The following is a 23,811-nucleotide window of genomic DNA, read 5'->3' on the forward strand; positions in this document are numbered from 1 at the left end:
AGCGCTTCATCACGTTGACCTTTCCAATTGGGCCCCGGCCTTCGCCGGGGTGGTGTTCGAGCTATCGGGGCGCCAGACTGACCTCGATCGGTGCCGAACCTAGCGGGACGGTGTAGCCGCCGCGTTCCAATTGCGCTCCTGCCACGGTGTACGGGCGGCCAGCCTTCGTTGTCGTTTCTACGAAGACGCGCGCTACCGGATTGATCTTAGTCGCCGCATCGAGCGTCAGCGCGACCGCGCCGGTCGCCGGCACATACGTCGCGCGCGCGATCTTCCCGGCCTCCAGCGTGATCCACAATCTGGCGGGGGCGATGAACAGGCGGGTGCGGGCGCCGTCCTTCGGGGTGATACTGACCACGCCCGCCGCTTGGTCGACATTGCCGCCGAAGCCCAGCCAGCCGAATGTCGGGTCGTTCACCAGATAGCTCGCGGCGGTGATCGCGTGGCCGTAGAAGCCCATGCCGTAGTCGCCGCTATATGGGTCCCACTTCATCATGTCGGGCGCGGAGTGGAACGCGGCGGAGGAGAAGCCGTCGCGATCGATGTTGGTGATGCCACCCATCATGCCGCCGTACGCGATCCGCAACAGCCGCAGGTCGCTCGGGTCAGCGCGGTAGGCGTCGAACAGCGGGACGGCGTTGAGGGTCGAGCCGTAATGGTGGAGCTGACGCTCGATGCGCGGGTATTTGCCGCCGTAGAGGAAATCCCAATAGCGGCGTGCGTTGCCGTTATAGCCCCAGCTCGGGATCGTCGGGTCATAGGCGAGGATCACTTTCCGCGTCACGTCGGCCTGAGGCTGGTAACCGAAATAGCGCATCCACGCGTAGACCTCGGGCTGGCCGGTCGAGTCCCACGCCATCTCGCTGCCGAACGGATAGCGTAGCGTACGCCAGTGATCGGCGCGCTGCTTCATCAGGCGCTCCATCTCGGTCGCCTCCGCGGTCAGCCCTTCGCGCTTCAGGTCCTTCAGGATGTCGACGAACACGTCGCCCTCCATCAGCCCGAACTGCGTGTAATAGGGCGCGTCGCGCATCATCGCGGTGGTGGTCTGGTAGGCGTGGTCGAGATACCAGCGCCACGGGTGCGCGGTGACGAGTCCGGGGTGATTGCGCGCGACGCGGTACAGCACCCAGTGGCCGATCGCGACATGCGGGTAATTGTACGCGCGACCGAGATCGCCTGCGTCCTTCTTCGACCAGGAGGTCCAGGTCTTCCAGTCGACGGTCGGGTCGTAATAGCCGGGATGTGCGGCGGGGTCGTAGTAGAACAGGCTCTTCCGCACCGCGCCGGCGTGCGGGCCGTCGGGCACTTGCAGGTCGCCTTGAATGGTCTCGTCGACGAGGCGTTGCAGCTTGGCGATCTCGGCCGGGTCGGGGTTGTCCAGCTGCTTCGCAATCGCCGCGACCCAGCTGCCCGCGCCGCCTTCGTCGCTCATCCCCGAGATCCAGACGCGCGGGTCCTGCGTGACCACTTTGCCGGCCTCGCGGTCGTAGGTGAGGATCGCGGGATTGCGGCCGAACGGGTCGGCCTCGTCCTCGTACCATTGCTGCGTCGTCGAGAACCGGCCGAGGTCGGCCATCGTCTGGTCGAGCGGCTTGGTGATGTAATAGCTGACCGTCTGGACGCTGCCGTCGGCGTAGGTGATCGCGAGGCTTGCGCGGCCCCAGCCCTTGCTGCGGACGGTGTAGCGGGCCCAGCCTTTCGCGCTGGCGGCCGGCGTTGCGACGAGTGCGCCCGCGGGGAGGCTTTCGACCTTGGCGACGGGAAGCGGCGTCTTAAGGAACAGCGAGGCGTCCTGGTCGGTCGGGACGACATAACCCGGGATGCCGACCGCGACCGGGCGGTGGTTGGCGAGGAGCGTGTCCTCGATGGCCGCGATCGACGGCGCGGTGACGAAGCGGACACCGATCGTGCGCGTGGCACCGGGCGCCAGCGTGAAGCTGGTCGGGACGTTCCATTGTTCGCCGGCCTTCGCCCATTCCCTCGCGGCGAAGGCCTTGCTGGCGACGGTCCAGTCGTAGAAGCCTTCGGAGGTCTGGCCGCGCTTGCTGCGATCGGTGAAGATGTCACCCGCCGGCGCCTTGGCGGCTTCGAGGATCGGGCGGTAGGCTTCGAGCGGCGTGCCCTTTTCGGGGAGGACGAGCAGTGCGGGGCCGGCGCCGTTGAGGCGGGTGACCTGGAGATAGCCCGCGTCGCGGCCGATATAGGGGTCGACAAAGCTCGCCTGCGCATGCGCCTGTTCGAGGCTGCGGTCGGTGATGATGTTGTCGAACACCATCGGCAGCCCGAGCGCGCCGATCTCGACGGGAGCGCTCGTGGTGTTGGTCAGCGTGAAGCGGAGCGCGAGGACGCCGTGGTCGTCGACCCAGCGACGCTCGACGTGCAACGGGCTGGTGGCCCCGAGCGAGGTGGTGATGTCGGCGGCGGCGAGCGTGGCATCGGTCGCGGGCAGACGGCGGATCGCCTTGCGATGCTGCGCGGAGGCGAAATCGGTCCAGGCGCCGCCGGCTGTACGGATGCGGAGGTGGATGTCGCCGATATGGACATAGCCGTCGGCGGCACGCTCGGCTTCGCGGGCGCCGGGGACGAAGTCGAAGCTAGGTTCGGCGGCGGGGGACAGCCGGGCGAGCGTCTGCGTGTCGGTGCGGAGCGCGAGGCGGAAGGCGGGGGTGCGAAGCGTGGTCTGCACGATCGGACGGTAGCTTGGCTTGGCGGGCTTGGCAGGCTTAGGTTCCGCATACCCGGGCAGCGTCGCGGTGCCGAGCAGGAGGAGCGCGAGGAGGGGGCGGAATGCGGTCATGAATGGCTCGCTCGGGCTCGACGGTGGGTGCGAAATGGCACTTGCGCCACTCCTCTCGACGTATAGTATACGATATCCGAATGGAGATAAAGATGTTCGCAAACCGCCGGGATGTATTGATGGGGACGACGGCGGTGGCGCTGTTGTCGGTGGGCGAGCAGGCATTTGGCGAGGGGGCGGCAACGCTGCCGGCTAGCGCGAAACCTTTGCCGCTGTCCGCCGTGCGGCTGCTCCCTTCCGCTTACGCGAACGCGGTCGAGGTCAATCGCGCGTATCTCCTACGGTTGAGCGCGGATCGGCTGCTGCACAATTTCATGGTCTATGCCGGGCTGCCCGCGAAGGCGCCGATCTATGGCGGGTGGGAAAGCGACACGATCGCCGGGCATACGCTCGGTCACTATCTGACCGCGCTGGTGCTGATGCATGCGCAGACCGGAGATGCGGAGTGTCGCGCGCGAGCCGATTACATCGTTGCAGAACTGGCGCGGGCGCAGGCGAAGCGCGGCACCGGCTATGTCGGCGCGCTGGGGCGCAAGCGGAAGGACGGGACGATCGTCGACGGCGAGGAGATCTTCCCCGAAGTGATGCGCGGCGAGATCAAGTCGGGCGGGTTCGATCTCAACGGCTCGTGGTCGCCGCTCTATACCGTGCACAAGGTATTCGCAGGGCTGCTCGACGTGCATGCTGCGTGGGGCAACACGCAGGCGCTGAGCGTCGCGACCGGGCTCGCGACGTATTTCGCGAAGGTGTTCGCGGCGCTCGACGACGCGCAGATGCAGACATTGCTCGGGTGCGAATATGGTGGGCTGAACGAGAGCTATGCCGAGCTGTCGGCGCGGACCGGGAACAAGCAATGGCTCGACGTGGCGGAGCGGCTGTACGATCGGAAAATGCTAGATCCGATGGTCGCGGGCGAGGACAGACTGGCGAACTTCCACGCCAATACGCAGGTACCGAAACTGGTCGGGCTGGCGCGGATCCACGAGCTCAACGGCAAGCCCGCGCCCGCCAACGCCGCGCGGTTCTTCTGGAACACCGTCACGCAGCATCACAGCTACGTGATCGGTGGCAATGCCGACCGCGAGTATTTCTCCGGGCCCGACACCATCGCGACCCACATCACCGAGCAGACGTGCGAGCATTGCAACAGCTACAACATGCTGAAGCTGACGCAGCAGCTTTATGGCTGGGCGCCGGACGGCGCGATGTTCGACTATTACGAGCGCGCGCATCTGAACCACATCATGGCGGCACAGAATCCGAAGACCGCCGGCTTCACCTATATGACGCCGCTGATGACGGGCACCGCGCGCGAATATTCGACGCCGAAGGACGACGCGTTCTGGTGCTGCGTCGGCACGGGGATGGAGAGTCATGCCAAGCACGGCGAGGCGATCTTCTGGGAGGGCGACGGCACGCTGCTGGTCAACCTCTACATCCCGGCGGAGGCGCGGTGGCAGGCGCGGGGTGCAGTGCTCAGGCTCGACACACGCTATCCGTTCGAGCCGGAGTCACGGCTGACACTGACCAAGCTGGCAAGGCCGGGGCGATTTCCGATCGCCTTGCGCGTTCCGGGCTGGGCGAATGGGCGTGCGACGGTGACGGTCAACGGTGCCGCGGTCGAGCCGGTTCTGGCGAAGGGCTATGCGATCGTCGAGCGGCGGTGGAAGGCGAGCGACGTGGTTGCGATCACCGTACCGCTCGACCTGCGGCTGGAGAGTGCGCCAGGCGATGTCGATACGGTCGCGGTGCTGCGCGGGCCGATGGTGATGGCCGCCGATCTCGGCTCGACCGAGGCGAAATGGGAGCAGGCCGATCCGGCGATGGTGGGGGCGGATCTGCTCGCCGCGTTTACGCCGACGGCTGGCGCGGGCTATGCGACGAAGGGGATCATCCGGCCCGCCGACCTCAACTTCGTGCCGTTCTACAGCCAGTATGATCGACGCAGCGCGGTGTATTTCAAGCGCTTCAGCGAGGCCGCGTGGAAGACCGAGGAAGCGGCGTTCCTGACCGAGCAGGCGCGGCTGAAGGATCTCGCCACGCGGTCGGTCGACGTGATGCACCTCGGCGAGATGCAGCCGGAGCGCGATCATGCGCTGACGTCGGAAATCTCGTATCCGGTCAGCTATCGCGGGCGGAACGGGCGCGATGCGCGGTCGGGCGGATTCTTCGAGTTCGCGATGAAGACGCGGCCGGGGCCGCTGGTGGTGCAGGCGACCTATTGGGGCGACGAGCGTGCGCGCGATTTCGACATCCTCGTCGACAACGTGAAGGTCGCCACGCAGCATCTTGAGGCGGACCAGCCGGGCAAGTTCTTCGATGTCGAGTATCCGCTGCCGATCGGGCTGACCAAGGACAAGGCGACCGTGAAGATCCGCTTCGTCCCGCATGATCGGTCGTCGGCGGGGCCGGTGTTCGGGGTGCGGATGGTCGCTGCCAAGCCGGGTGGGGTCGCGTGAGCGGCGTGGCAAGGTTGGTCCGCAATCCGGCGGCAGCGCTCCCTTCCTTGTTCTCCCGCGAAGGCGGGAGCCCAGTCTGGATCCCCGCCTTCGCGGGGAAACAAGTCTTGCGCGCTGAGGGTGGATGCAACCGCGGAGCCTTTGCATGACCGACGCGCAGGCAGACGGCGTTCGCCTATCGCTCGACGAGGTGCGGGCGTTGGCGCGGAAGGTTTTGCTCGGGGCTGGCCTGTCTCGCGCGCATGCCGAGGCGGTCGCGGAGACGATGGTCGCGGGCGAGCGCGACGGTTGCGCGAGCCACGGCATCTACCGGCTGCTGATTGCGGCGAACAGCATCGCCAAGGGTGTCGTGGCGGTCGATGCGGAGCCGGTGGTGAGCGAGCCGGCGCGCGCGCTCGTCCGGGTCGATGGCGGCGGCGGGTTTGCGCAACTCGCGTTTGAGCGGGGCCGGCAACGGTTGGCGGAGAAGGCGCGCGCGTATGGGATAGCTGCTCTCGCGTTGAACAACGTGGTGCATTTCGCGGCGTTGTGGCCTGAGGTCGAGGCGCTGGCGGAGGACGGACTGGTCGCGCTCGCGGTAACGCCGAGCCATGCCTGGGTCGCGCCGGCGGGGGGCACCGAACCCGTGTTCGGGACCAATCCGATCGCGTTCGGCTGGCCGCGGCCCGGCCGCGAACCGTTCGTGTTCGACTTCGCGACCAGCGCGGTCGCGCGCGGTGAGATCGAGTTGCATCGGCGCGCGGGGAAGGCGGTGCCCGACGACTGGGGTTATGATGCAGACGGGCAGCCGACGACCGACGCGGCGGCGGTGCTGAATGGCGCGATGCGGACGTTCGGCGGGCATAAGGGGTCGGCGCTGGCGGCGATGGTCGAGCTGCTCGCGGGGCCGTTGATCGGCGACATGACCAGCCGGGAGTCGCTGGAGGCCGACGCCGCGCGTGGCGGATCGCCGATCGGTGGGGAGTTGATCATCGCGATCGATCCTGCCGGGTTCCTCGGCGATGCGGTCGCCGAGCACCTTGCCCGCGCGGAAGCGATGTTCGGGGCGATCGAGGGGCAGGGCGCGCGCCTGCCGTCGCAGCGGCGGTACGCGGCGCGGGCGCGGGGTGTGATCGAGGGTGTGGTTATACCCGCCGCACTGTACCGCGACATCATGGCGCTGGTTCCAGGAGAATGACGATGAAGGCTTTGATCCTGTTGCTGGCGCTGGGCTCGACTGCGGTGGGGGCAATGCCTCCAAAAACTCCGAAATCGGCGGCGGCGACGTCGGCGGACGCGCGGTTCAAGGCGCTCTACACGGCGGAATATGCGTGGCGGCAGCTCCAGTTCGCGCAGGGCGAGGACAACCCGACCGCCGCGGCGCGCCTCCCCGATGTCGGCCCTAAGGCGCAGGCGGAGCGGCTCGCGCGGTGGACCGACGTGTCGCGGCGACTGGCGGCGATCTCACCGGCGACACTCTCGCCTGCCAATCGCGTCAATTATGCGGTCTATGCGCAGCAGATCGACGCCTTGCTCGCCGAGCAACGCTATCGCGATTACGAAAAGCCGCTGACTGCCGATACGAGCTTCTGGGGTGACGTCGCGGAGAGTGCGCGCGGCACTTTCAAGTCGGTGAAGGACTATCGCGACTATATCGCGGTGATGCGCCAGATCCCGCGCTATTTCGATCAGCAGACCGGCAACATGCGCGCCGGGCTCGCGCGCGGGTTCACGCCGGCGCGGGTGACGCTGACGGGGCGTGACAATGGCGTCGCGCAGGTCGCCGAGGCGAAGACGCCGCAGGACTCGCCGTTCTACGAACCGTTCAAGAGCTTCCCGTCGACGATCCCCACCGCCGATCAGGCCGCGCTCAGGGCCGAGGGGGCCGCGGCGATCTCGCAGGCGGTCGTCCCCGCCTATGCGACGCTGCTGAACTTCCTGCGCACCGAGTATATCCCGCATGCCCGCGAGGGGCTGGCGGCGTACGACCTGCCCGACGGCAAGGCCTATTACCTGTCGAAGGTCCGCGAATACACCACGCAGGATATCACGCCCGAGCAGATCCACGCGCTTGGGCTCGCCGAGATCGCCAAGATCCGCGGCCGGATGGACGGCGTGATGCGGAGCGTGAAGTTCCAGGGCGATCTGCAGGCGTTCTTCAATCACCTGCGGACCGATCCGCAATTCTATCCCAAGACGCCGAACGAGCTGCTGTACCGCGCCGCGTGGATCGCCAAGACGTTCGACGGCAAGGCATCGTCGTGGTTCGGGCACCTTCCGCGCAGCCGGTTTGCGATCAAGCCGGTGCCCGCGGACATCGCGCCGTTCTACACCGGCGGGCGCGGCGGGCCGGGGATCTATCTGGTCAACACCTACGACCTTCCGTCGCGGCCCTTCTATTCGCAGGTCGCGTTGACGCTGCATGAGAGCGCGCCCGGCCATGCGTTCCAGATGCCGCTCGCGTCCGAGAACAAGACGCTCCCGGCGTTCCGGCGCGACACGTATCTGTCGGTCTATGGCGAGGGCTGGGCGCTGTATTGCGAGACGCTCGGCGAGGACATGGGGATGTACGAGACGCCGTACGACCTGTTCGGGATGCTGAGCTATCAGGCGTGGCGCGCGGCGCGATTGGTGGTCGATACCGGGATCCATGCCAAGGGCTGGAGCCGGAAGCAGGCGCAGGACTATCTGCACGACAATACCGCGCTGTCGAACCACGAGATCGAAACCGAGGTCGACCGCTACATCGCGTGGCCGGGGCAGGCGCTGTCCTATTACATGGGGCAGATTGCGTTCCAGACCGCGCGGAAAAAGGCGCAGGACACGCTCGGCGCGAAGTTCAACATCCGCGCATTCCACGATGCGATGCTGGAGATGGGATCGGTGCCGGTGCCGGTGATCGAGGCGCGGACCGACCAGTTGATCGCGGCAGGCGGCAAGGGGCCCTATCCTGACGAAGAGTAAGCGCTGGCTCGCGGCGCTCGGGCTGATCGCCTCGGCCGGGCTGGCGCAGGATGTGCCGCGGGGGACGCGCGTCCATGCGCCGGGCAATCCGATCCTCGCCGACGGGTATTACTCGACCGATCCGGCGCCGGTGGTGATCGGCGATACGCTTTGGATACTTGCCGGGCGCGATGAGGCGGCGGCGGACGTCAACGACTTCGTGATGAAGGAGTGGCAGCTGCTGTCGACCCAGGATCCCGCGTCGGGCGACTGGATCCATTATCCGGCGATCGCGCGGCCCGAAACCGTGTTCGGCTGGGCCGAGCCGGCGCGTGCCTATGCCGGGCAGATCGTGCAGGCGCGGAACGGGCGGTTGTATCTGTACGCGCCGGTGGTCGAGAAAGGCAGCGATGCCGAGGACCGGTTCGCGATCGGCGTTGCGGTCGCCGACAGCCCGACCGGGCCGTGGCGCGACGCGCATCCGTCGGGCCCGATCGTGTCGCAGCGCGTGCCGGTACGCAACGATATCCAGAACATCGATCCGACCGTGCTGATCGACGATGGCGGCCGCGTGTATCTCTATTGGGGAACGTTCGGCGAACTGCGCGGCGTCGAACTCGCGCGCGACATGGTGACGCCGATCGGCCCCGAGCGGCGGATCACCGGGCTGACCGGGTTCTTCGAGGCACCGTGGATCATGACGCGACGCGGCGTCTATTACATGCTGTACGCCGGCAACACCGCGGGCCCGGGATCGGACTGTACGGCGGCTATCTATCACGCATGCATCGCTTACGGGACCGCGCCGTCGCCGATGGGGCCGTGGACGTATCGCGGCGTGGTGCTGAAGCCGGTGTCGTCGACCACCTCGCATCCAGGCGCGGTGGCGTTCAAAGGGCGCTGGTATCTGGCGTATCATACCGCCGATGCGGTCGGCGGCGGGCATTTCCGGCGCAGCGTCGCGATCGATCCGATGACGTTCGACGACAGCGTGACGCCCGCCGCGATCCTGCCGGTGGTGGCGACGCGACGCGCTCGGCCGGCGCCGCTGCCGTCGCGCAATATCGCCGGTGCGGCGACGGTCGAGGCGTCGAACGAGCCGGTGGCGGTGCGCTACTGGCTGGCGGCGCTGAACGACGGGATCGTGCGGGCGAATCCGCTGCCGCCGGATATGTGGGGGAGCCGGGCGGGGCCTGCACGGCAGTGGATCGCGTATCGTTGGGACAAGCCGGTGTCGCTCGATGGCGTGCGTGTGCGCTTCTGGGGGGATCGGGCGGCGGGGTCGCGGACTGGAATCGCGCCGCCGAAGCGCTGGTGGCTGGAATATTGGGATCGCGGCTGGAAACCGGTGCGGGGAGCGCGTGGGTTCGGTACCAGGGTGGAGGGGTTCCAGCCTGCGAGCTTTGCGCGGGTTACGACACGCTGCTTGCGTGCGATATTCGAGACGTCGGGCGATGCCCGCGGTCATGCCGGCGTCGCGGTGCAGGAATGGGAGGCGCTGGCCCCGCATTCACAGGCGGTTGCGGCACGCGACCCGGCTACCAAGCCTGCGCCACCCTGCGACTGATCCCCGACTAGGCAATCCACCCCCGCCAGGGGGGGGCGCCGTAGGCGACGGAGGGGGAGGGCACGGAACAGCCGTTACCCTTTCCTCCCCCTCCGTCTGGCAAGCGCCAGCCACCTCCCCCTGGCGGGGGAGGATTGCGCCTCAGTCGAACGGGCGGTCGATCGAGCGTTGCGGGTCGGTGAACCAGGCGGCGCCGGTGTCGGTGACGTGGAAATGATCCTCCAGCCGGATTCCGAAGCGGTCCGGTACGACGATCATCGGCTCGTTCGAGAAACACATCCCCGGTGCCAGCGGCGTGCGGTCGCCGCGGACCAGATAGGCGGGTTCGTGGATCGACAGGCCGATGCCGTGGCCGGTGCGGTGCGGCAGGCCGGGCAGGCGGTAGTCGGGGCCGAGGCCGGCTTTCTCCAGTACCGCGCGGGCCGCATAGTCGATCGCCTCGCACGGCACGCCGGGCTCGACCGCGGCGAACGCGGCGGCTTGCGCCTCATGCTCGATGTCCCAGATCGCGCGCACCTCGTCGCCGACATTGCCGAACGCATAGGTCCGCGTGATGTCGGAATGATAGCCCTCGACCTGGCAGCCGGTGTCGATCAAGACGAGCTGGTCCTCTTCGAGCAGCTGGTCGCCGGGGATGCCGTGCGGGAACGCGGTCGCGTGGCCGAACTGGACGGCGCAGAAATACGAGCCGGCGGATCCGATCGCGCGGTGCGCCTCGTCGATGAAGCGGATCACCGCGCTGGCGGCGATGCCGGGGTGGAGGATTCGCGCGGCGCGGCGCTGGATTTCCAGCGTCATCGCCTTGGCCTGGCGCAGCAATGCGAGTTCGGCAGGGCTCTTGATCATCCGGCATGCGTCGATCACCGACGCGCCATCGGCAACATCGAGCCGGGTGGCGGCGAGCGCGCTGGCCATGCCGTAGGGAAGCTGCGGGTCGAGCAGCAGACGGCCGCCGACCGCGTCGGCTACCAACGCATACGGGCTCTCGTCCTCTTCCCAGAGCCGCAGGTCGGCGTCGATCTCGACCGCGGCCTCCAGCGAACCCTGTTCGAAGCGTGGGCAGATCAGCATCGGCTGCCCCTTCACCGGCAGCAGCAGCGCGACCAGCCGCTCGGTCGCGCCCCACGGCACACCCGCGAAATAGCGCAGGCTCGCCCCCGCGCCGATCAGCAGCGCGTCGGCGCCCGCCGCCTCGGTCAGCGCGCGCGCCTTGTCGAGCCGCGCAGTGCGTTCGGCCAGCGTGATCGGTGGTGCACGGTCCGCCCAGAGGGCGATGGCCGCCAGCTCTTCGGGTATCGATGATCCGCCGATGGTCATGCGTCAGGTCCTTTTTTACCGAAGCGGTCGAGGTCGAATGGCGCGAGCGGCACCGCCGGGGTCTCCCCCGCCAGCATCGCCGCGACGAGCGTCGCGGTCACCGGCGCGAGCGTCAGCCCGAGATGTTGGTGGCCAAAGGCATAAGCGAGATTTGCGTGGCGCGTCGAGCGGCCGATCGCGGGGAGATAGTCGGGCAGCGTCGGCCTTGCCCCCATCCAGCGCGTGAACGGCCCCTCGATCGGCAGGCCGAGCGTGCGGACGTGATGCTCCAGTCGGTCCCATTTGCGCGGATCGGGCGGACCGTCGGGATCGCCGAGCTCGACGAAGCTCGCCGCCTGGACGTACTCCGCATAGCGCGTGACGATCATCGAGCGATCCTCGAACACGACCGGCGGCAGGTCGGCCGGCCAGCCATCGGCACGCGCGCGGATATGATAGCCGCGCTCGGCGATCATCGGCACGCGGTAGCCGAGCGGTTCGAGCAGTGCGCGGGAGCGGACGCCAGCCGTGACCAGTACCCCATCGAAATCATGCCCGGCGATCGCGACCCGGTCGCCGTCTTCCACCAGCTGAGCGGCCTGGCGAACGATGCGACCGCCGCGCGCCTCGACCGCGGCTTCGAGCGTCGTCGCCAGCCGACGCAGGTCGGCGATCTGCCCGCTGCCCGAGAAGCGGATCGCGCCCCCGACCGGATCGGCGATGAAGCCGAGCCGACGCAGCAATTCGGGTTTGACGTCGGCGATCCGCGCGGTGCCGATCGCGGCGCGCGACCAGCGCTCGCGGCCACTCTGCGCGCTCGCGGGGGTGTCCCAGACGACGATATGCCCGTCCTCACGAAGCAGCTCGCGCGCGCCGAGCATCCCGACCAGATCGCGCCACGCCGGCATCGCCCCCGCCAGCAACGGCGTGAGGGCTGCGGTTCCCGCCGCGAAGCGCGACGGCGTGGAGGCCGCGACCAGGCGTGCGGCGAACGGCAGCCAATGCCCGGCCATCGACGCCGGCAACGCGAGCGCGCCGCCCGCGCTGAACACGCGCTTCGGCACCGAGCGCAGCGCAGCGGGCGACGCGAGCGGCTCGACCTGCTCGACCGCGATATGCCCGGCATTGCCCCAGGATGCGGCGTTGTAATCAGAGTCGCGTTCGAACACACTCACGCCGTGCCCGCGATCGAGCAGCGCGAGGGCACAGCACAGCCCGACCACGCCGCCGCCCACTATCCCTGTCGTGGGTCCGATCATTTCCAACCCATTTCTCCTGTTGCACCGCATTACGCTTTTCGTATACGGTATATATATTGAAACGCAGGAAGGTCGATACAGAATGTCTGTCGAGTGGAAGGGTGTATTTCCGGCCGTAACGACTCAGATCCGCGAGGACATGACCGTCGATCTCGCCGATACGCAACGGGTCGTCGACGATCTCATCCGCGACGGTGTGACCGGGGTAATCGCGCTCGGCACGGTCGGCGAGAACAACTCGTTCGACTATGACGAAAAGGTCGAGGTGCTGACCGCGATCGTCGAGGCGGTCGACGGCCGCGTGCCGGTCATCACCGGCGTCTCCGAATATGATACGCGCCGCGCGGTGCGCTATGCGCAGGCGGCGGAGAAGGCCGGCGCGGACGGCCTGATGCTGTTGCCGCCGATGGTCTATGTGCCGAAGCCGCATGAACTGGTGGCGCATTTCAAGGGCGTGGCGGAGCAGGTCGGTCTGCCGATCATGCTCTATAACAACCCGCCTGCGTACCGGACGTTGATCGACAACGAGGTGCTCGCGGCGCTGGTCGACGTGACGAACATCGTCGCGGTCAAGGAATCGGCGCCCGACACGCGGCGTTTCACCGACGTGAAGACCGCGTTCGGCGACCGCTACGTGCTGTTCGCCGGGCTCGACGACGTCGCACTCGAGGGGCTGTATCTGGGCGCGCAGGGCTGGGTCTCCGGACTTACCAACGCATTCCCGCGGGAATCGGTCGAGCTGGTCAACGCGTTCGCGCGCGGCGATCATGCCAAGGCGATGGAGATCTATCGCTGGTTCATGCCGCTGCTTCATCTCGATGCCGAGCATGACCTGGTCCAGTCGATCAAGCTCGCCGAGCAGGTCATGGGGCGCGGTTCCGAGCGCGTCCTGCCGCCGCGCTATCCGCTGATCGGCGAACGCCGTGCCGAGGTGATCGCGATGGTCGAGCACGCCGCGGCGACGCGCCCGACGCTCTCGCCGGCCGCACCGATCCTCGCGACGGCCTGATGCGCCACACCTTCTTCTGCATCGACGGCCACACCGCCGGAAACCCCGTCCGCCTCGTCGCGGGCGGGGCGCCGTTGCTCAAGGGCGCGTCGATGTCGGAGCGGCGGCAGGATTTCCTAAACCGGTTCGACTGGATCCGCACCGGGCTCTGCTTCGAACCGCGCGGGCACGACATGATGTCGGGCGGGTTCCTCTATCCGCCGACGCGCGACGACAGCGACATCGGCATCCTGTTCATCGAGACGAGCGGGTGCCTGCCGATGTGCGGGCACGGCACGATCGGGATGGTGACGTTCGGGCTTGAGCACGGCCTGATCCAGCCCGCCGTCCCGGGGCGGTTGCGGATCGAGGTGCCGGCGGGCGTGATCGATGTGGCTTACGAGACTGAGGGTGCAAAGGTAACCTCGGTGCGGATCACCAACGTGCCGGCGTATGTCGCGGCCCGCGGAATCGAGGTGGACGTCGACGGGATCGGCCCGCTGAGCATCGACGTCGCCTATGGCGGCAATTACTACGCGATCGTCGAGCCGCAGGGGCGGTATACCGGGCTCGACGACTTAGGCGCGGCGGAGATTATCGCGCTCAGCGGCCGCGTTCGCGAGGCGGTGCGGGCACAGTTCGAGCCGGTCCATCCCCTCGACCCGACGATCCGTGGCGTCAGTCATGTGCTGTGGGCGGACGTGCCGCGCGGCGCCTCCGACCCTGGGGCGGCGGACGGGCGCAACGCGGTATTCTACGGCGACAAGGCGATCGACCGCAGTCCATGCGGCACCGGCACCTCCGCCCGGCTCGCGCATCTCGCCGACAAGCGGCGTCTGTCGGTTGGAGACCGGTTCGTTCACGAAAGCTATATCGGCAGCCGTTTCGTCGGGCGCGTCGAGGCGGAGACGATGCTGGGCGAGACCCCGGCGATCATTCCGTCGATCGAAGGATCGGCGATCGCGACCGGATTCAACACGATCTGGATCGATCGCGCGGATAGTTTCTGGGAAGGTTTCCAAGTTTCGTGAATTACCGGCTATGCAGGTCCGGTATTCCCGTTTCCGGAGCCTTCCAACAATGAGTATCGTCGTCCGCACGCTGTCCGAGCAAGTGTTCGAGATCGTCCGCGAACAGATCGTCACCGGCAAACTCGCCGGCCATACTGCGATCCGCCAGGATGCGCTGGCAACTGAACTCGGCGTCAGCAAGATCCCTCTCCGCGAGGCATTGGCGCGGCTGGAGCAGGAAGGTTTGCTGACCAGCCACGCAAACCGGGGCTATTCGGTGCAACCGATGTCGGCGGACGAGGCCGACGACATCTTCGCATTGCGGCTTGCGATCGAACCGCAGGCGGCCGCCTACGCGTCGACCGTCGCCAACGACGACGACCGCAACGCCGCGATCCTGGCGTTCGAGGAACTCGACAGCGCGGCGAGCGAGCGGCTGGCCGAGGTCGCGATCCGCAACCGCGTGTTCCACACCGCACTGGTCCGGCCGGGCCGCCGCCTGCTCACCACGCAGATGGTCGAGCGGCTGGCGATCCTCGCCGAGCGTTACGTCGTCGCGCATCTGCGACCGGCGGGGCGCGAGGATCGTGCGCATCTCGAGCATCGCCAGTTGCTCGACGCATGGCTCGCGCGCGACGACGATCGCATGCTGGTGCTGCTGACCAGTCATATTCAATCGACGCTGACCGATCTGCGCGCGCAGTTCGACACAGCGCGCGACTAGAGATCACAACCGGGGATGGGCATGTTTGGACCGCGTAAATCGTTCGAATCGTCTGCCCATAACCGCGAACACAGCCTCGCCAAGACGCTGAGCTGGCCGCATCTGATCGCGCTCGGGGTGGGGGCGATCGTCGGCACCGGGATCTATACTTTGGTCGGCGTCGGGGCGGAGCGCGCCGGGCCGGGCGTCATTCTCGCCTTCGTGATCTGCGGGGTGATCTGTGCGTGCGCGGCCCTCGCCTATACCGAGCTCGCGACGCTGATCCCGGCCGCGGGGAGCGCCTATACGTTCAGCTATACAGCACTCGGCGAGACCGTCGCCTGGGTGGTCGGCTGGAGCCTGATCCTCGAATATTCGCTGGCGTGCTCGACCGTTGCGGTCGGCTGGTCGGGCTATCTGGTCGGCTGGATCGAGGCGGCGGGGATTCATCTGCCGCATGCGCTGCTGGTCGGTCCGCATGGCGGCGGGATCGTCAACATGCCCGCCGTGCTGGTGTCGCTGGCGGTGATGGGGATGCTGATCCTCGGCACGCGGCAGAGCGCGACGCTGAACATCGTCCTCGTGCTGATCAAGCTGGTCGCGCTGACGATCTTCGTCGTCTACGCGGCGCCCGCGTTCAAGGCCGACAACCTTCACCCGTTCATGCCCTACGGCTTCGGCTCGACCGAGATCGGCGGGCACAAGAGGGGCGTGATGGCGGCGGCGGCGATCGTGTTCTTCGCCTTCTACGGCTTCGACGCGGTCGCGACCTCGGCGGAGGAGACCAAGAACCCCAAGCGCGACCTGACGATCGGCATCGTCGGCTCGATGCTGGTCTGCACGGTGATCTACATGGCCGTCGCGGTCAGCGCGATCGGCGCGCTGCCGTTCACGCAGCTCGCCAATTCGCCCGAACCGCTCGCGCTGGTGCTGCGCCAGTTAAGCCAGCCGTTCGCCGCGCAGCTGATCGCGCTGGCCGCAGTGATCGCGCTGCCGTCGGTGATCCTGGTGATGATGTACGGGCAGAGCCGGATCTTCTTCGTGATGGCGCGTGACGGGTTGCTCCCGCGCGGTCTCGCCAAGGTCAGCAAGCGAACCGGATCGCCGACGTTGATCACGCTGCTGACGGGCCTGTCGATCGCCGCGGTCGCGGGGTTCTTCCGGCTCGACGAGATCGCCGAACTCGCCAATGCGGGGACGCTGATCGCGTTCATCTCGGTCGGTGTGTGCCTGATGGTGCTGCGCCGGACCGCGCCGCATCTGCCGCGGCTGTTCCGTTGCCCGGCGGCCTATGTCGTCGGCACCGTGACCGTGCTCGGCTGCCTGTATCTGCTCGCGAGCCTGCCGACCTCGACGCTCGTCCGGTTCGTGATCTGGAACGGCATCGGGCTCGCGCTGTACGCGGCCTATGGGCGACGGAAGAGCGATGCGGGACAGGCCGCGCCCCGATAGGGCGATAGCGCTTTCCACCTGCGCATCGACGGACTAAGCGAGGCTATCCCCGGGGGGCCGCTGACGCGCGGCTGAGAGGTGGGCAGCAGCCCATGACCCGCTGAACCTGATCCGGCTTATACCGGCGTAGGGAGGGTCCGCGGCTGGCCCGTCGTCCCTCCGATTGGAGTGGACGTGAGCGTTTTCGGTACTGGTTTTCCGTTTTTGAACTCCGCCTCGCCGTCCTGGCGATCGCGTGTCCGGTCGGGCCGCGTCGCGTTGAGCCTGTCAGTGACGATGGTCTCTGCGCCTGCGTTCACGCAAATCGCCCCCGATCCGGCCGAACCCGCGGAGATCCGCGTCGTCGGCACGCCCGATCCGGCTGGGCTGCTGCCCGACCAGCGCACGCCGAAGGCGCAGAGCGCGATTTCCGCCGACTTCATCGTCAAGCAGGCGCCGACGCTCAACGCGTTCCAGCTGGTGACGCTGCTGCCCGGCGCGAACGTCGCGTCGAGCGATCCGTACGGCCTCTCGACCAGTTCGAGCCTCACCGTCCGCGGGCTCGGGCAGGACGAGATCGGCGTGCTGATGGAAGGCGCGCCGCAGAACGACATCGGTTATTATTATGCCTATCCGTCGCAGTTCGCCGACCCCGAGAATCTGCGGCGGATCACGCTGGCACAAGGCGCGGTCGATATCGATTCGCCGACGCTGGGCGGTGCCGGCGGGCTGTTGTCGCTGGCGCTCGACGATCCCAAGGCGCGTCCCGGCGGGCTGGTCGACCTGTCGCTCGGCAGCTACGCGGCGCGGCGTGCGTTCGTGCGCGTCGACACCGGCACGATCGGCAACACCGGACTAAAGGCGTTCCTGTCCTATTCGAACACCCGCGCGGACAATTGGCGCGGCGCGGGCTACGACACGCGCCAGCATATCGACGCGAAGCTGCTCGAGGAATGGGGCGCCGGCAACCGCGCCAGCCTCGCGCTGTCGTATAACGATGCGGACTCGTCGAGCTACCCGAGCCCGACGCTGGCGGAGTGGAACGCGCAGGGGCGCGGCTTCAACTACGACAAGCGCTATACTGCGGGGAACACCAACTATTGGCGGCTGTACCGCGCGCCGTTCCGCAACCTCTATGCCGCGGCGCCGGTGCATCTGGTGCTGACCGACCGGCTCGCGCTGGACACCACGAGCTATCTCCAGTTCGGCTATGGCAACTCGCCCTATGGCACGCAGCTCGCCACCACCGGCAATTTTCTCGGCACCGAAGAGCTGGCCCAGCCGATCGCGCTGCCCGGTGCGGTCGACGGCGTGGCGACCGTGCTCGGCAATTATACCGGCGACCAGATGCGGACCGGCAACGTCAGCAAGCTGACGCTGAAGACCGGCGTGCACACGCTTACCGCCGGGCTCTGGTTCGATTACGGCACCGACCGCGTCACGCAGTCGTACACGTCGATCGATGCGGACGGGCAGCCGACCGATCGTTGGGGGTATCGCGCGAAGGCGATCCGCACCGCCGACGGTCGCCTGCTCGCCTATGAGAACCAGCGGACCGTCACCGTCACGAAGGGGTTCTTCGTCGCCGACAGCATCGCGCTGACGCCGCGGCTGACGATCGACGCGGGGTTCAAGGGCGTCGACGTGCTGCGCAACGGCCGCAATTACCTGCCGGGGCCGCAGACCGACGTGCGGCTCGACAGCTTCGCGGCGCTGCCGCGCGCCGCGGTTCATTACCGGCTCGACGATCGCCAGCAGGTGTTCGCCAACATCACCACCAATTTCCGCACGCCCAACGAGTTCACGCTCTACAACAGCTATTTCGGCGGGGTCGTCGCGACGCAGGGCACGACCGCGCTGGAGAACGAATATTCGATCTCGCAGGAGCTCGGCTATCGCTTCATCGGCGAACAGCTCTCGGCGTCGGTTACCGGCTTCCACTACAAGTTCCGCAACCGCCAGTTGGCGACCGTCATCGACCAGGGCGGTGCGCTGATCAGCGGGACGCTCAACGCCGGCGGGCAGACCTCGTACGGGGTCGATGCGGAGGTCGATTACCGGCCGGTCGCGGGCGTCAGCCTGTATCTCTCGGGGGAATATCTGCACGCGCGGATCGACGACGATCTGCCGGTCGGCGGGGACTTTCTCGCGACGCGCGGCAAGCATGCGGTGTCGAGCCCGACCGTCCAGTTCGGCGCGGGCGGGACGTATGACGACGGCCGGTTCTTCGGCAGCGTCGCGTCGAAATATCTCGGGCGGCAATATGCGACCTTCGTCAACGACGAGCGCATCAAGGGCTATGCGACGCTCGACCTGTCGGTCGGTGTGCATCTGGCCGAGTGGCTCGACGGCAAGCGCACCGATTTGCGCGTCAATGCGATCAACGTCACCGATCCGCATGTCCTGGCCGGCGTGCAGGCGGTCACCACCAACGCGCAGGACTCGATCGGCCGCAACGGCACGGTGATCGCGGGCACCGCGCCCGCCTATTATATTGGCAGCGGCAGGGCGGTGATGGCGACGGTGTCGCGTGCGTTCTGAGATGACGTCGCTCGCTTCGCCCGCAGGCCATCTCGTCCACGGGATGGGCACGGAGTGGGAGGTGCCGACCTGGCCCGCGATCACCGCTGACGACGCGGAAAAGGCGCTCGCGCTGTTCCCGAGCGTAGGCGCGCTGACGGACTTGCGCTGGCACTCCCCGCGACCGTTTTCCGCCGCCGCGCTGGTGCAGACGACGCGCGGTGTATTTTTCCTGAAACGGCACGATTATCGTCTGCGCTCGCTCGACGGGCTGGCCGAGGAGCATGCGTTCATCGCGCATCTGGCGGCCAACGGCGTATCGGTGCCGGACCTCGTGCGCACCATCGACGGGGCGACTGCGGTCGCGGTCGGCGATTGGCGGTACGAACTGCATCGCACTGCGCCGGGGGCGGATCTGTACCGCGACCGGATGTCGTGGACGCCGTTCCTGTCGCTCGACCATGCGCATGCCGCCGGCGTCGCGCTCGCGACATTGCACCGGGCGGCGCGTGGCTTCGAGGCGCCGGCGCGGCGTCGGCAACCGCTCGTCGCCAGCTTCACGATCATCCCGGCGCGCGATCCAATGGCGGCGACCGAAGACTATGTCGCGGCGCGTCCCGTGATGGCGGCATTTCTGGCGGATCGGGATTGGCGGCGGCAACTCGCACCGTTGTTCGCGACCTTGGGTGAGGGGCTGTCGACCCTGTTGGCCGAGCAGGCGCCGTTGTGGACGCACAACGACTGGCATCCGTCCAACCTGCTCTGGGCGGAAGACGACAGCGTGGCGACGATTTTCGATTTCGGACTCGCCGACCGGACCTGTGCGGTCCACGATATCGCGACCGCGATCGAACGTACCGCGATCCGCTGGCTCGACCTAGGGCAAGGCGTGGATAACGCGATTGGCGATCCGGCAGCGGCGCGCGCGCTGCTGGCGGGCTATGCCACGATCGCGCCGCTGAGCCGTGCCGACCTGACCGCGATTCTGCGCCTCGTGCCGCTGGTCCATCTCGAGTTCGCGTTGTCGGAGATCGACTACTTCACGAGCGTCGTCGCCGATCCTGCCTCCGCCGCGCTGGCGTGGGACGGCTATCTGATCGGCCATGCCGAGTGGTTTCGCTCGGCTGCGGGGCAGGACTTCCTGCGGGCCATCGACGTCGCGGCGAACGATCGATGACGGTGCTCGAGATCGTCGCGGTCGTGGTCAGCTTCGCGGGCATCTGGCTGACCGCGACACGCCGGATGCTATGCTGGCCGGTCAGCCTGGTCGCCTGCGCGCTGTATTTCAAACTGTTCCTCGACGTCCGGCTGTATGCCGACATGGTGCTCCAGGCGCTGTTCGGCCTGGCCATCGTCTATGGCTGGATCGCCTGGACGAAGGGTCAGGACGATGCGGGCGAAGTCGTCGTCGCGCCGCTACGTCCAGGGCGATTGGCCGCGGGGCTGGCGGCTGGCGCGGTCGGTGCGATCGCGATCGGCTGGTTCACGAGCCGCTATACCGATGCGGCGCTCCCGTGGATGGACTCGGGTCTGACCAGCTTCAGTCTGGTCGCGCAATATTGGACCGCACGCCGCCACGCCGCCAGCTGGCTGCTGTGGATCGCGGTCGACAGCCTCTATGTTGGGATGTTCGTGTTCAAGGGGTTGCTGCCGACTGCGGGGCTTTATGCGGCGATGATCGTGCTGGCGGTGGTCGGCTATCGGCGTTGGCGCGCGGCGGGCCGTAAGGACGCCTCAATAGCCATAGCCTAAGGTCGCGGTTCCGTTCGACGGCACGGTCGATGTCCACGTCTGGACACCGTCGACGCGGCGGAGTGCGGCGGTCGGCGCTGCGAACGCCTTCTGCCCGGCACCGCCGATCCCGATCTCAACCGCAACGGGGAACGGATTGGCGTTGCTCAGCGTGACGACGGCGTGGCCCGTGCGGTCACCGACCTGGCGCACCAGGACCCCCGGGCTCGTGCCTGCCGCTAGCGTGAAGCGCTGGCCGGTGGGGGTATCGGCAGCGCGACCGAGGCCGATCAGCCTGCGCGCGCCGTCACGCTCGACGTACAACGCGGTCGAGCCGGCGGGGAGGGGCAGGCCGAGCCCGGCGCGCGTTTCGTTGTGCATGCGCAGTTCGATCCGGACCGGCGTCTCCGCGATCGTCTGGCCTGGCTGCACCTGGCTGCGATAGCGCCGCTCGAACGGGACGTGGGTTTTGCTCAGCAAGGCGACCTGTTTCATCTGGTTCGCGGCGACCGTGACGGGCTCCGGCACGCGGTAGAGTTTCAGATCGCCAAGGTCTTCCGGCGGGGGTGGCGGCGGCGGCGGCGGAGGCGGAGGTGCTGGCGGGGCCATCATCATCACCGGCGCTCCCATCAGCGACCCGGTCACGACGATCTCGTCGCGCTCGGGGGCGCCTAAGGTCTGGAGATCCGACGTCGTGGTTCCGAGCGGATAGCAGTCGAGCCGGAGACGCGCGACGGCGGCGCGGTAGGCGCGGATCTCGCGGCGTTCGAGCCGACCCGCGACGACCTGGACATCGGCGTTCGCGAAGCTCTCCGCATTGCCGTTGGCGAGCGTCATCCACGCGAACAGATCGAGCGTGCCGCCATCGGCGGCGATCGTCGCGACATAGCTCGCCGCCCAGTCGAATTCGGACGCCAGATACGAGACGGTGACCGTCGCGGTCGTCGCGCGAGGACTGCGGGTCGTCACGCTGAGCACGGGTTGCGCCGACAGGCCCGCTGGAATCTTCGCGTACACCGGTCTCTCGGGCAGACCCGAACAGCCAAGAGCCTCGACGCCCTGCGCGGTCCGCACGACGACCCCGCCCGCCGGCCCGGCGACGATCACCGCATCCTCGCTACGCACCGCGCCGGTCGCGCGCGAGGTGCGGGTCAGTGTGACGTGGCGGCCGAGCGATCCGTCGATCAGCGCGGCCGGCGACAACAGCCGCGCGTCGCGGTTCTTCTCGACCGTGCCGCCGGGCAGCCCGGTGACGATCGCGCTGGCGGGGACGATCCCGCCCGCGACCCCTGCGAACGTCACGATCGCTTCGCCCGCCGGCAGTCGTATCGTCCGGGTCTCGGTCACCACCGCGAAACCGCCGAGATACCGCAGGTCGGGTGCCTGACCGCGCTCGCGCTGCGGGTTGCGATAGACCGTGACGGAGACGTGCCGCGGGGGCGACGCGGCGACGGTCTTCGAGGTCGGTATGGCCGCTTGCGCCGTGAAGGGCATGACCGGAACGCCGACCAGCATCGCCAGCAGGGCGACGACACCGCGCATCAGTTGCGGGTGTCGAAGCTGGCCGTAACGACCGCAGTTCCGTTGGCGGGCACCATCACATGCCAGAGGGCGCTGTCCGCATTCTGGCGCTCGCTCTTCTGGCTCTCGGCCTGAACGCGCGTATCGGTCCACGACCAGTCGAGCCCGGCCTGGATCAGGTCGACCACGACCGGCTTCGCGCGCGCGTTGCTGAGCGTGTAGCGCATCGTCGTGCGCCAGTGATATTCGGACAACCTGGTATGGGCTTCCACGACCGGCAGCACCTTCACGTCGAACGCGTCGCCGGTACGCAGGCTGATATCCGAGCCTTGCGGGGTATGCTCGATGCGGTTCTCGCCGGTGAATTGCGGCTGGCCGCGCTGATCGCGGACATAGACGCGTACCGTCCCCGCGGGCAGCGCATCGCCGAGGCCGCCGGCCGCCGAATTGGCGAACCGCAGCATGCTGTCCGCGCTTTGCGGTTCGGTCTGCGTGCCGAGCCAGGCGTTGCGATATTCGTAGCCCGCGCTGGCCTTCGCGCCTTTGACGTCGAGAAAGCTGACCTGCTTGGTCTGCTTGTCGGCGATCGTGGTGCGCTCCTTGAGCGGATAGAGGTAGAAATCGCCGAGCTGTTCGCGGTTCGCGCTTTCGGTGCCTGCGCGTCGCATCGGCGCAGGGCGGCGGTTGGGGCGGAAGGTCTGGTTGTCGTCATCGGAGGCGACCTCGCCCGCGACGAGCAGTGTCTTGGCGCTGTCGAAACTGGTGCCGGTCGCGTTGCGCAGCGTGATCCATCCCTGCACGTCGATCGTGCCCGTCTTGTCGTCGAACAGCGTAACATAGTCCGCCTGCCAGCCGAGCCCGCGCGTCAGGTACGACAGCGTCGCCAGCCGCGACCCGGCGCGGGTGCTCGCCAGCGTCACCGACAGCGTCGGCCGCGCGCGCAGATTCGTCGGGATCTTGTCGAAGATCGCGCGGACCGGCAGGCCGTCGTCGCGCAGCACTTCGATATGGTCGGCGATCTGCAGCACCACACCGCCGTTGACCGCGAGCACCTTCGCCCGTTCGCGCGTTTCGGCACCGGTCGCGGGATTGGTCCGAACGAGCGTGATCGTCTCGCCGACCGCCTTTTCCATCAGGCTCGACGGGGTCAGCAGGTCGTAGTCGAAATTCTGTTCGACGACGGCCGTGTCGGGCGCGCTCAGCGATACCGTTTCGGGGCGGATCGTCGCGCTGACGTCGGGGAACGACTGGCGCGTGCGACCGGCCGGGAGATCGAGGCGCCGGATGTCCTGGATGAGCGCGATATCGTTCGTGTAGATCGTCGCGGACACATCCCCTTGCGCAGACCCGCTGGCCGGCACCGGGGGATCGGATTGCGCGATCGCGGACGCCGATGTCGAGACAGCCAGCAACAAGACTGCGATGCGTACCGTGACCATGTGATCGTCCCCTTTGGCGGCAGCATGACGGAGCGGCGGGACGACGACAATGCATAGCTTAGCCCAACGTTGCGAAACCAACGCAGCGGTTCGACCGGATAAGATGTACGATATGGCGAAACATTGCCGTGCGTAACGAGACTGTAGCAAAGCCTTCGCGAAACT

The 23,811-nt window shown here is 67.5% G+C and carries 16 protein-coding genes and 1 riboswitch; of the genes, 11 read left to right on the plus strand and 5 right to left on the minus strand.

Annotated features, from left to right (window positions below):
- Window positions 1–61: 61 nt before the first annotated feature.
- Window positions 62–2,800 (minus strand): DUF5695 domain-containing protein, encoded by a 2,739-nt coding sequence (locus tag ACLBWL_RS03745; protein ID WP_447790345.1) that lies wholly within the window; start codon window positions 2,798–2,800, stop codon window positions 62–64.
- A 92-nt stretch (window positions 2,801–2,892) separates the two neighbouring features.
- Here ACLBWL_RS03745 and ACLBWL_RS03750 point away from each other — a divergent pair, with 92 nt between their 5' ends.
- The 4 genes from ACLBWL_RS03750 to ACLBWL_RS03765 all read left to right on the plus strand — a co-directional run bounded on the left by ACLBWL_RS03750 (window position 2,893) and on the right by ACLBWL_RS03765 (window position 9,748).
- Window positions 2,893–5,259 (plus strand): beta-L-arabinofuranosidase domain-containing protein, encoded by a 2,367-nt coding sequence (locus ACLBWL_RS03750; RefSeq protein WP_447790347.1) that lies wholly within the window; start codon window positions 2,893–2,895, stop codon window positions 5,257–5,259.
- Between the two features lie 145 nt (window positions 5,260–5,404).
- A complete protein-coding gene (locus ACLBWL_RS03755) occupies window positions 5,405–6,436 on the plus strand; it encodes an Ldh family oxidoreductase (protein ID WP_447790349.1) in 1,032 nt (343 codons plus the stop codon).
- A 2-nt stretch (window positions 6,437–6,438) separates the two neighbouring features.
- Entirely contained in the window at window positions 6,439–8,202 is a 1,764-nt protein-coding gene (locus ACLBWL_RS03760; protein WP_447790351.1) for a DUF885 domain-containing protein, read from the plus strand.
- A 52-nt stretch (window positions 8,203–8,254) separates the two neighbouring features.
- Window positions 8,255–9,748 (plus strand): family 43 glycosylhydrolase, encoded by a 1,494-nt coding sequence (locus ACLBWL_RS03765; protein WP_447790353.1) that lies wholly within the window; start codon window positions 8,255–8,257, stop codon window positions 9,746–9,748.
- A gap of 141 nt (window positions 9,749–9,889) precedes the next feature.
- On the opposite strand, the gene ACLBWL_RS03770 is transcribed toward ACLBWL_RS03765, so the two are convergent.
- Window positions 9,890–11,065 carry a M24 family metallopeptidase gene (locus ACLBWL_RS03770; protein WP_447790354.1) on the minus strand — a complete coding sequence of 392 codons (1,176 nt, stop codon included), beginning with the start codon at window positions 11,063–11,065 and terminating at the stop codon, window positions 9,890–9,892.
- Window positions 11,062–12,303, minus strand: a complete 1,242-nt coding sequence (locus tag ACLBWL_RS03775; RefSeq protein WP_447790356.1) for an NAD(P)/FAD-dependent oxidoreductase — start codon at window positions 12,301–12,303, stop codon at window positions 11,062–11,064. The genes ACLBWL_RS03770 and ACLBWL_RS03775 overlap by 4 nt, the downstream gene beginning before the upstream one ends.
- Window positions 12,304–12,385: 82 nt before the next feature.
- Between ACLBWL_RS03775 and ACLBWL_RS03780 the strand changes: the two genes are divergently transcribed.
- The 7 genes from ACLBWL_RS03780 to pnuC all read left to right on the plus strand — a co-directional run bounded on the left by ACLBWL_RS03780 (window position 12,386) and on the right by pnuC (window position 20,707).
- On the plus strand, window positions 12,386–13,312 hold the full coding sequence (locus tag ACLBWL_RS03780; RefSeq protein ID WP_447790357.1) for a dihydrodipicolinate synthase family protein: 927 nt from the start codon (window positions 12,386–12,388) through the stop codon (window positions 13,310–13,312).
- Window positions 13,312–14,322 carry a 4-hydroxyproline epimerase gene (locus tag ACLBWL_RS03785; protein ID WP_447790359.1) on the plus strand — a complete coding sequence of 337 codons (1,011 nt, stop codon included), beginning with the start codon at window positions 13,312–13,314 and terminating at the stop codon, window positions 14,320–14,322. Before ACLBWL_RS03780 ends, ACLBWL_RS03785 begins: the two co-directional genes overlap by 1 nt.
- Window positions 14,323–14,371: 49 nt before the next feature.
- Window positions 14,372–15,025: a GntR family transcriptional regulator gene (locus ACLBWL_RS03790; RefSeq protein ID WP_447790361.1), complete on the plus strand. Its 654-nt coding sequence runs from the start codon at window positions 14,372–14,374 to the stop codon at window positions 15,023–15,025.
- A gap of 15 nt (window positions 15,026–15,040) precedes the next feature.
- Window positions 15,041–16,456 (plus strand): amino acid permease, encoded by a 1,416-nt coding sequence (locus ACLBWL_RS03795; RefSeq protein ID WP_447790363.1) that lies wholly within the window; start codon window positions 15,041–15,043, stop codon window positions 16,454–16,456.
- Between the two features lie 40 nt (window positions 16,457–16,496).
- Window positions 16,497–16,606: riboswitch (TPP riboswitch) on the plus strand.
- A 126-nt stretch (window positions 16,607–16,732) separates the two neighbouring features.
- Complete coding sequence (locus ACLBWL_RS03800; RefSeq protein ID WP_447791983.1) at window positions 16,733–18,976, plus strand: TonB-dependent receptor; 2,244 nt, start codon at window positions 16,733–16,735, stop codon at window positions 18,974–18,976.
- Window position 18,977: 1 nt separating this feature from the next.
- A complete protein-coding gene (locus ACLBWL_RS03805) occupies window positions 18,978–20,132 on the plus strand; it encodes a phosphotransferase enzyme family protein (RefSeq protein WP_447791985.1) in 1,155 nt (384 codons plus the stop codon).
- Window positions 20,129–20,707 carry a nicotinamide riboside transporter PnuC gene (gene pnuC / locus ACLBWL_RS03810; RefSeq protein ID WP_447790365.1) on the plus strand — a complete coding sequence of 193 codons (579 nt, stop codon included), beginning with the start codon at window positions 20,129–20,131 and terminating at the stop codon, window positions 20,705–20,707. Before ACLBWL_RS03805 ends, pnuC begins: the two co-directional genes overlap by 4 nt.
- Here pnuC and ACLBWL_RS03815 read toward each other — a convergent pair.
- Both ACLBWL_RS03815 and ACLBWL_RS03820 read right to left on the minus strand, forming a co-directional pair.
- Complete coding sequence (locus ACLBWL_RS03815) at window positions 20,690–22,228, minus strand: DUF4139 domain-containing protein (RefSeq protein WP_447790366.1); 1,539 nt, start codon at window positions 22,226–22,228, stop codon at window positions 20,690–20,692. The two genes, pnuC and ACLBWL_RS03815, sit on opposite strands and share 18 nt — an antisense overlap.
- Complete coding sequence (locus ACLBWL_RS03820) at window positions 22,228–23,646, minus strand: DUF4139 domain-containing protein (protein WP_447790368.1); 1,419 nt, start codon at window positions 23,644–23,646, stop codon at window positions 22,228–22,230. Before ACLBWL_RS03820 ends, ACLBWL_RS03815 begins: the two co-directional genes overlap by 1 nt.
- Window positions 23,647–23,811: the final 165 nt, after the last annotated feature.

The sequence above is a fragment of the Sphingomonas sp. M1A8_2b genome (assembly GCF_053345535.1).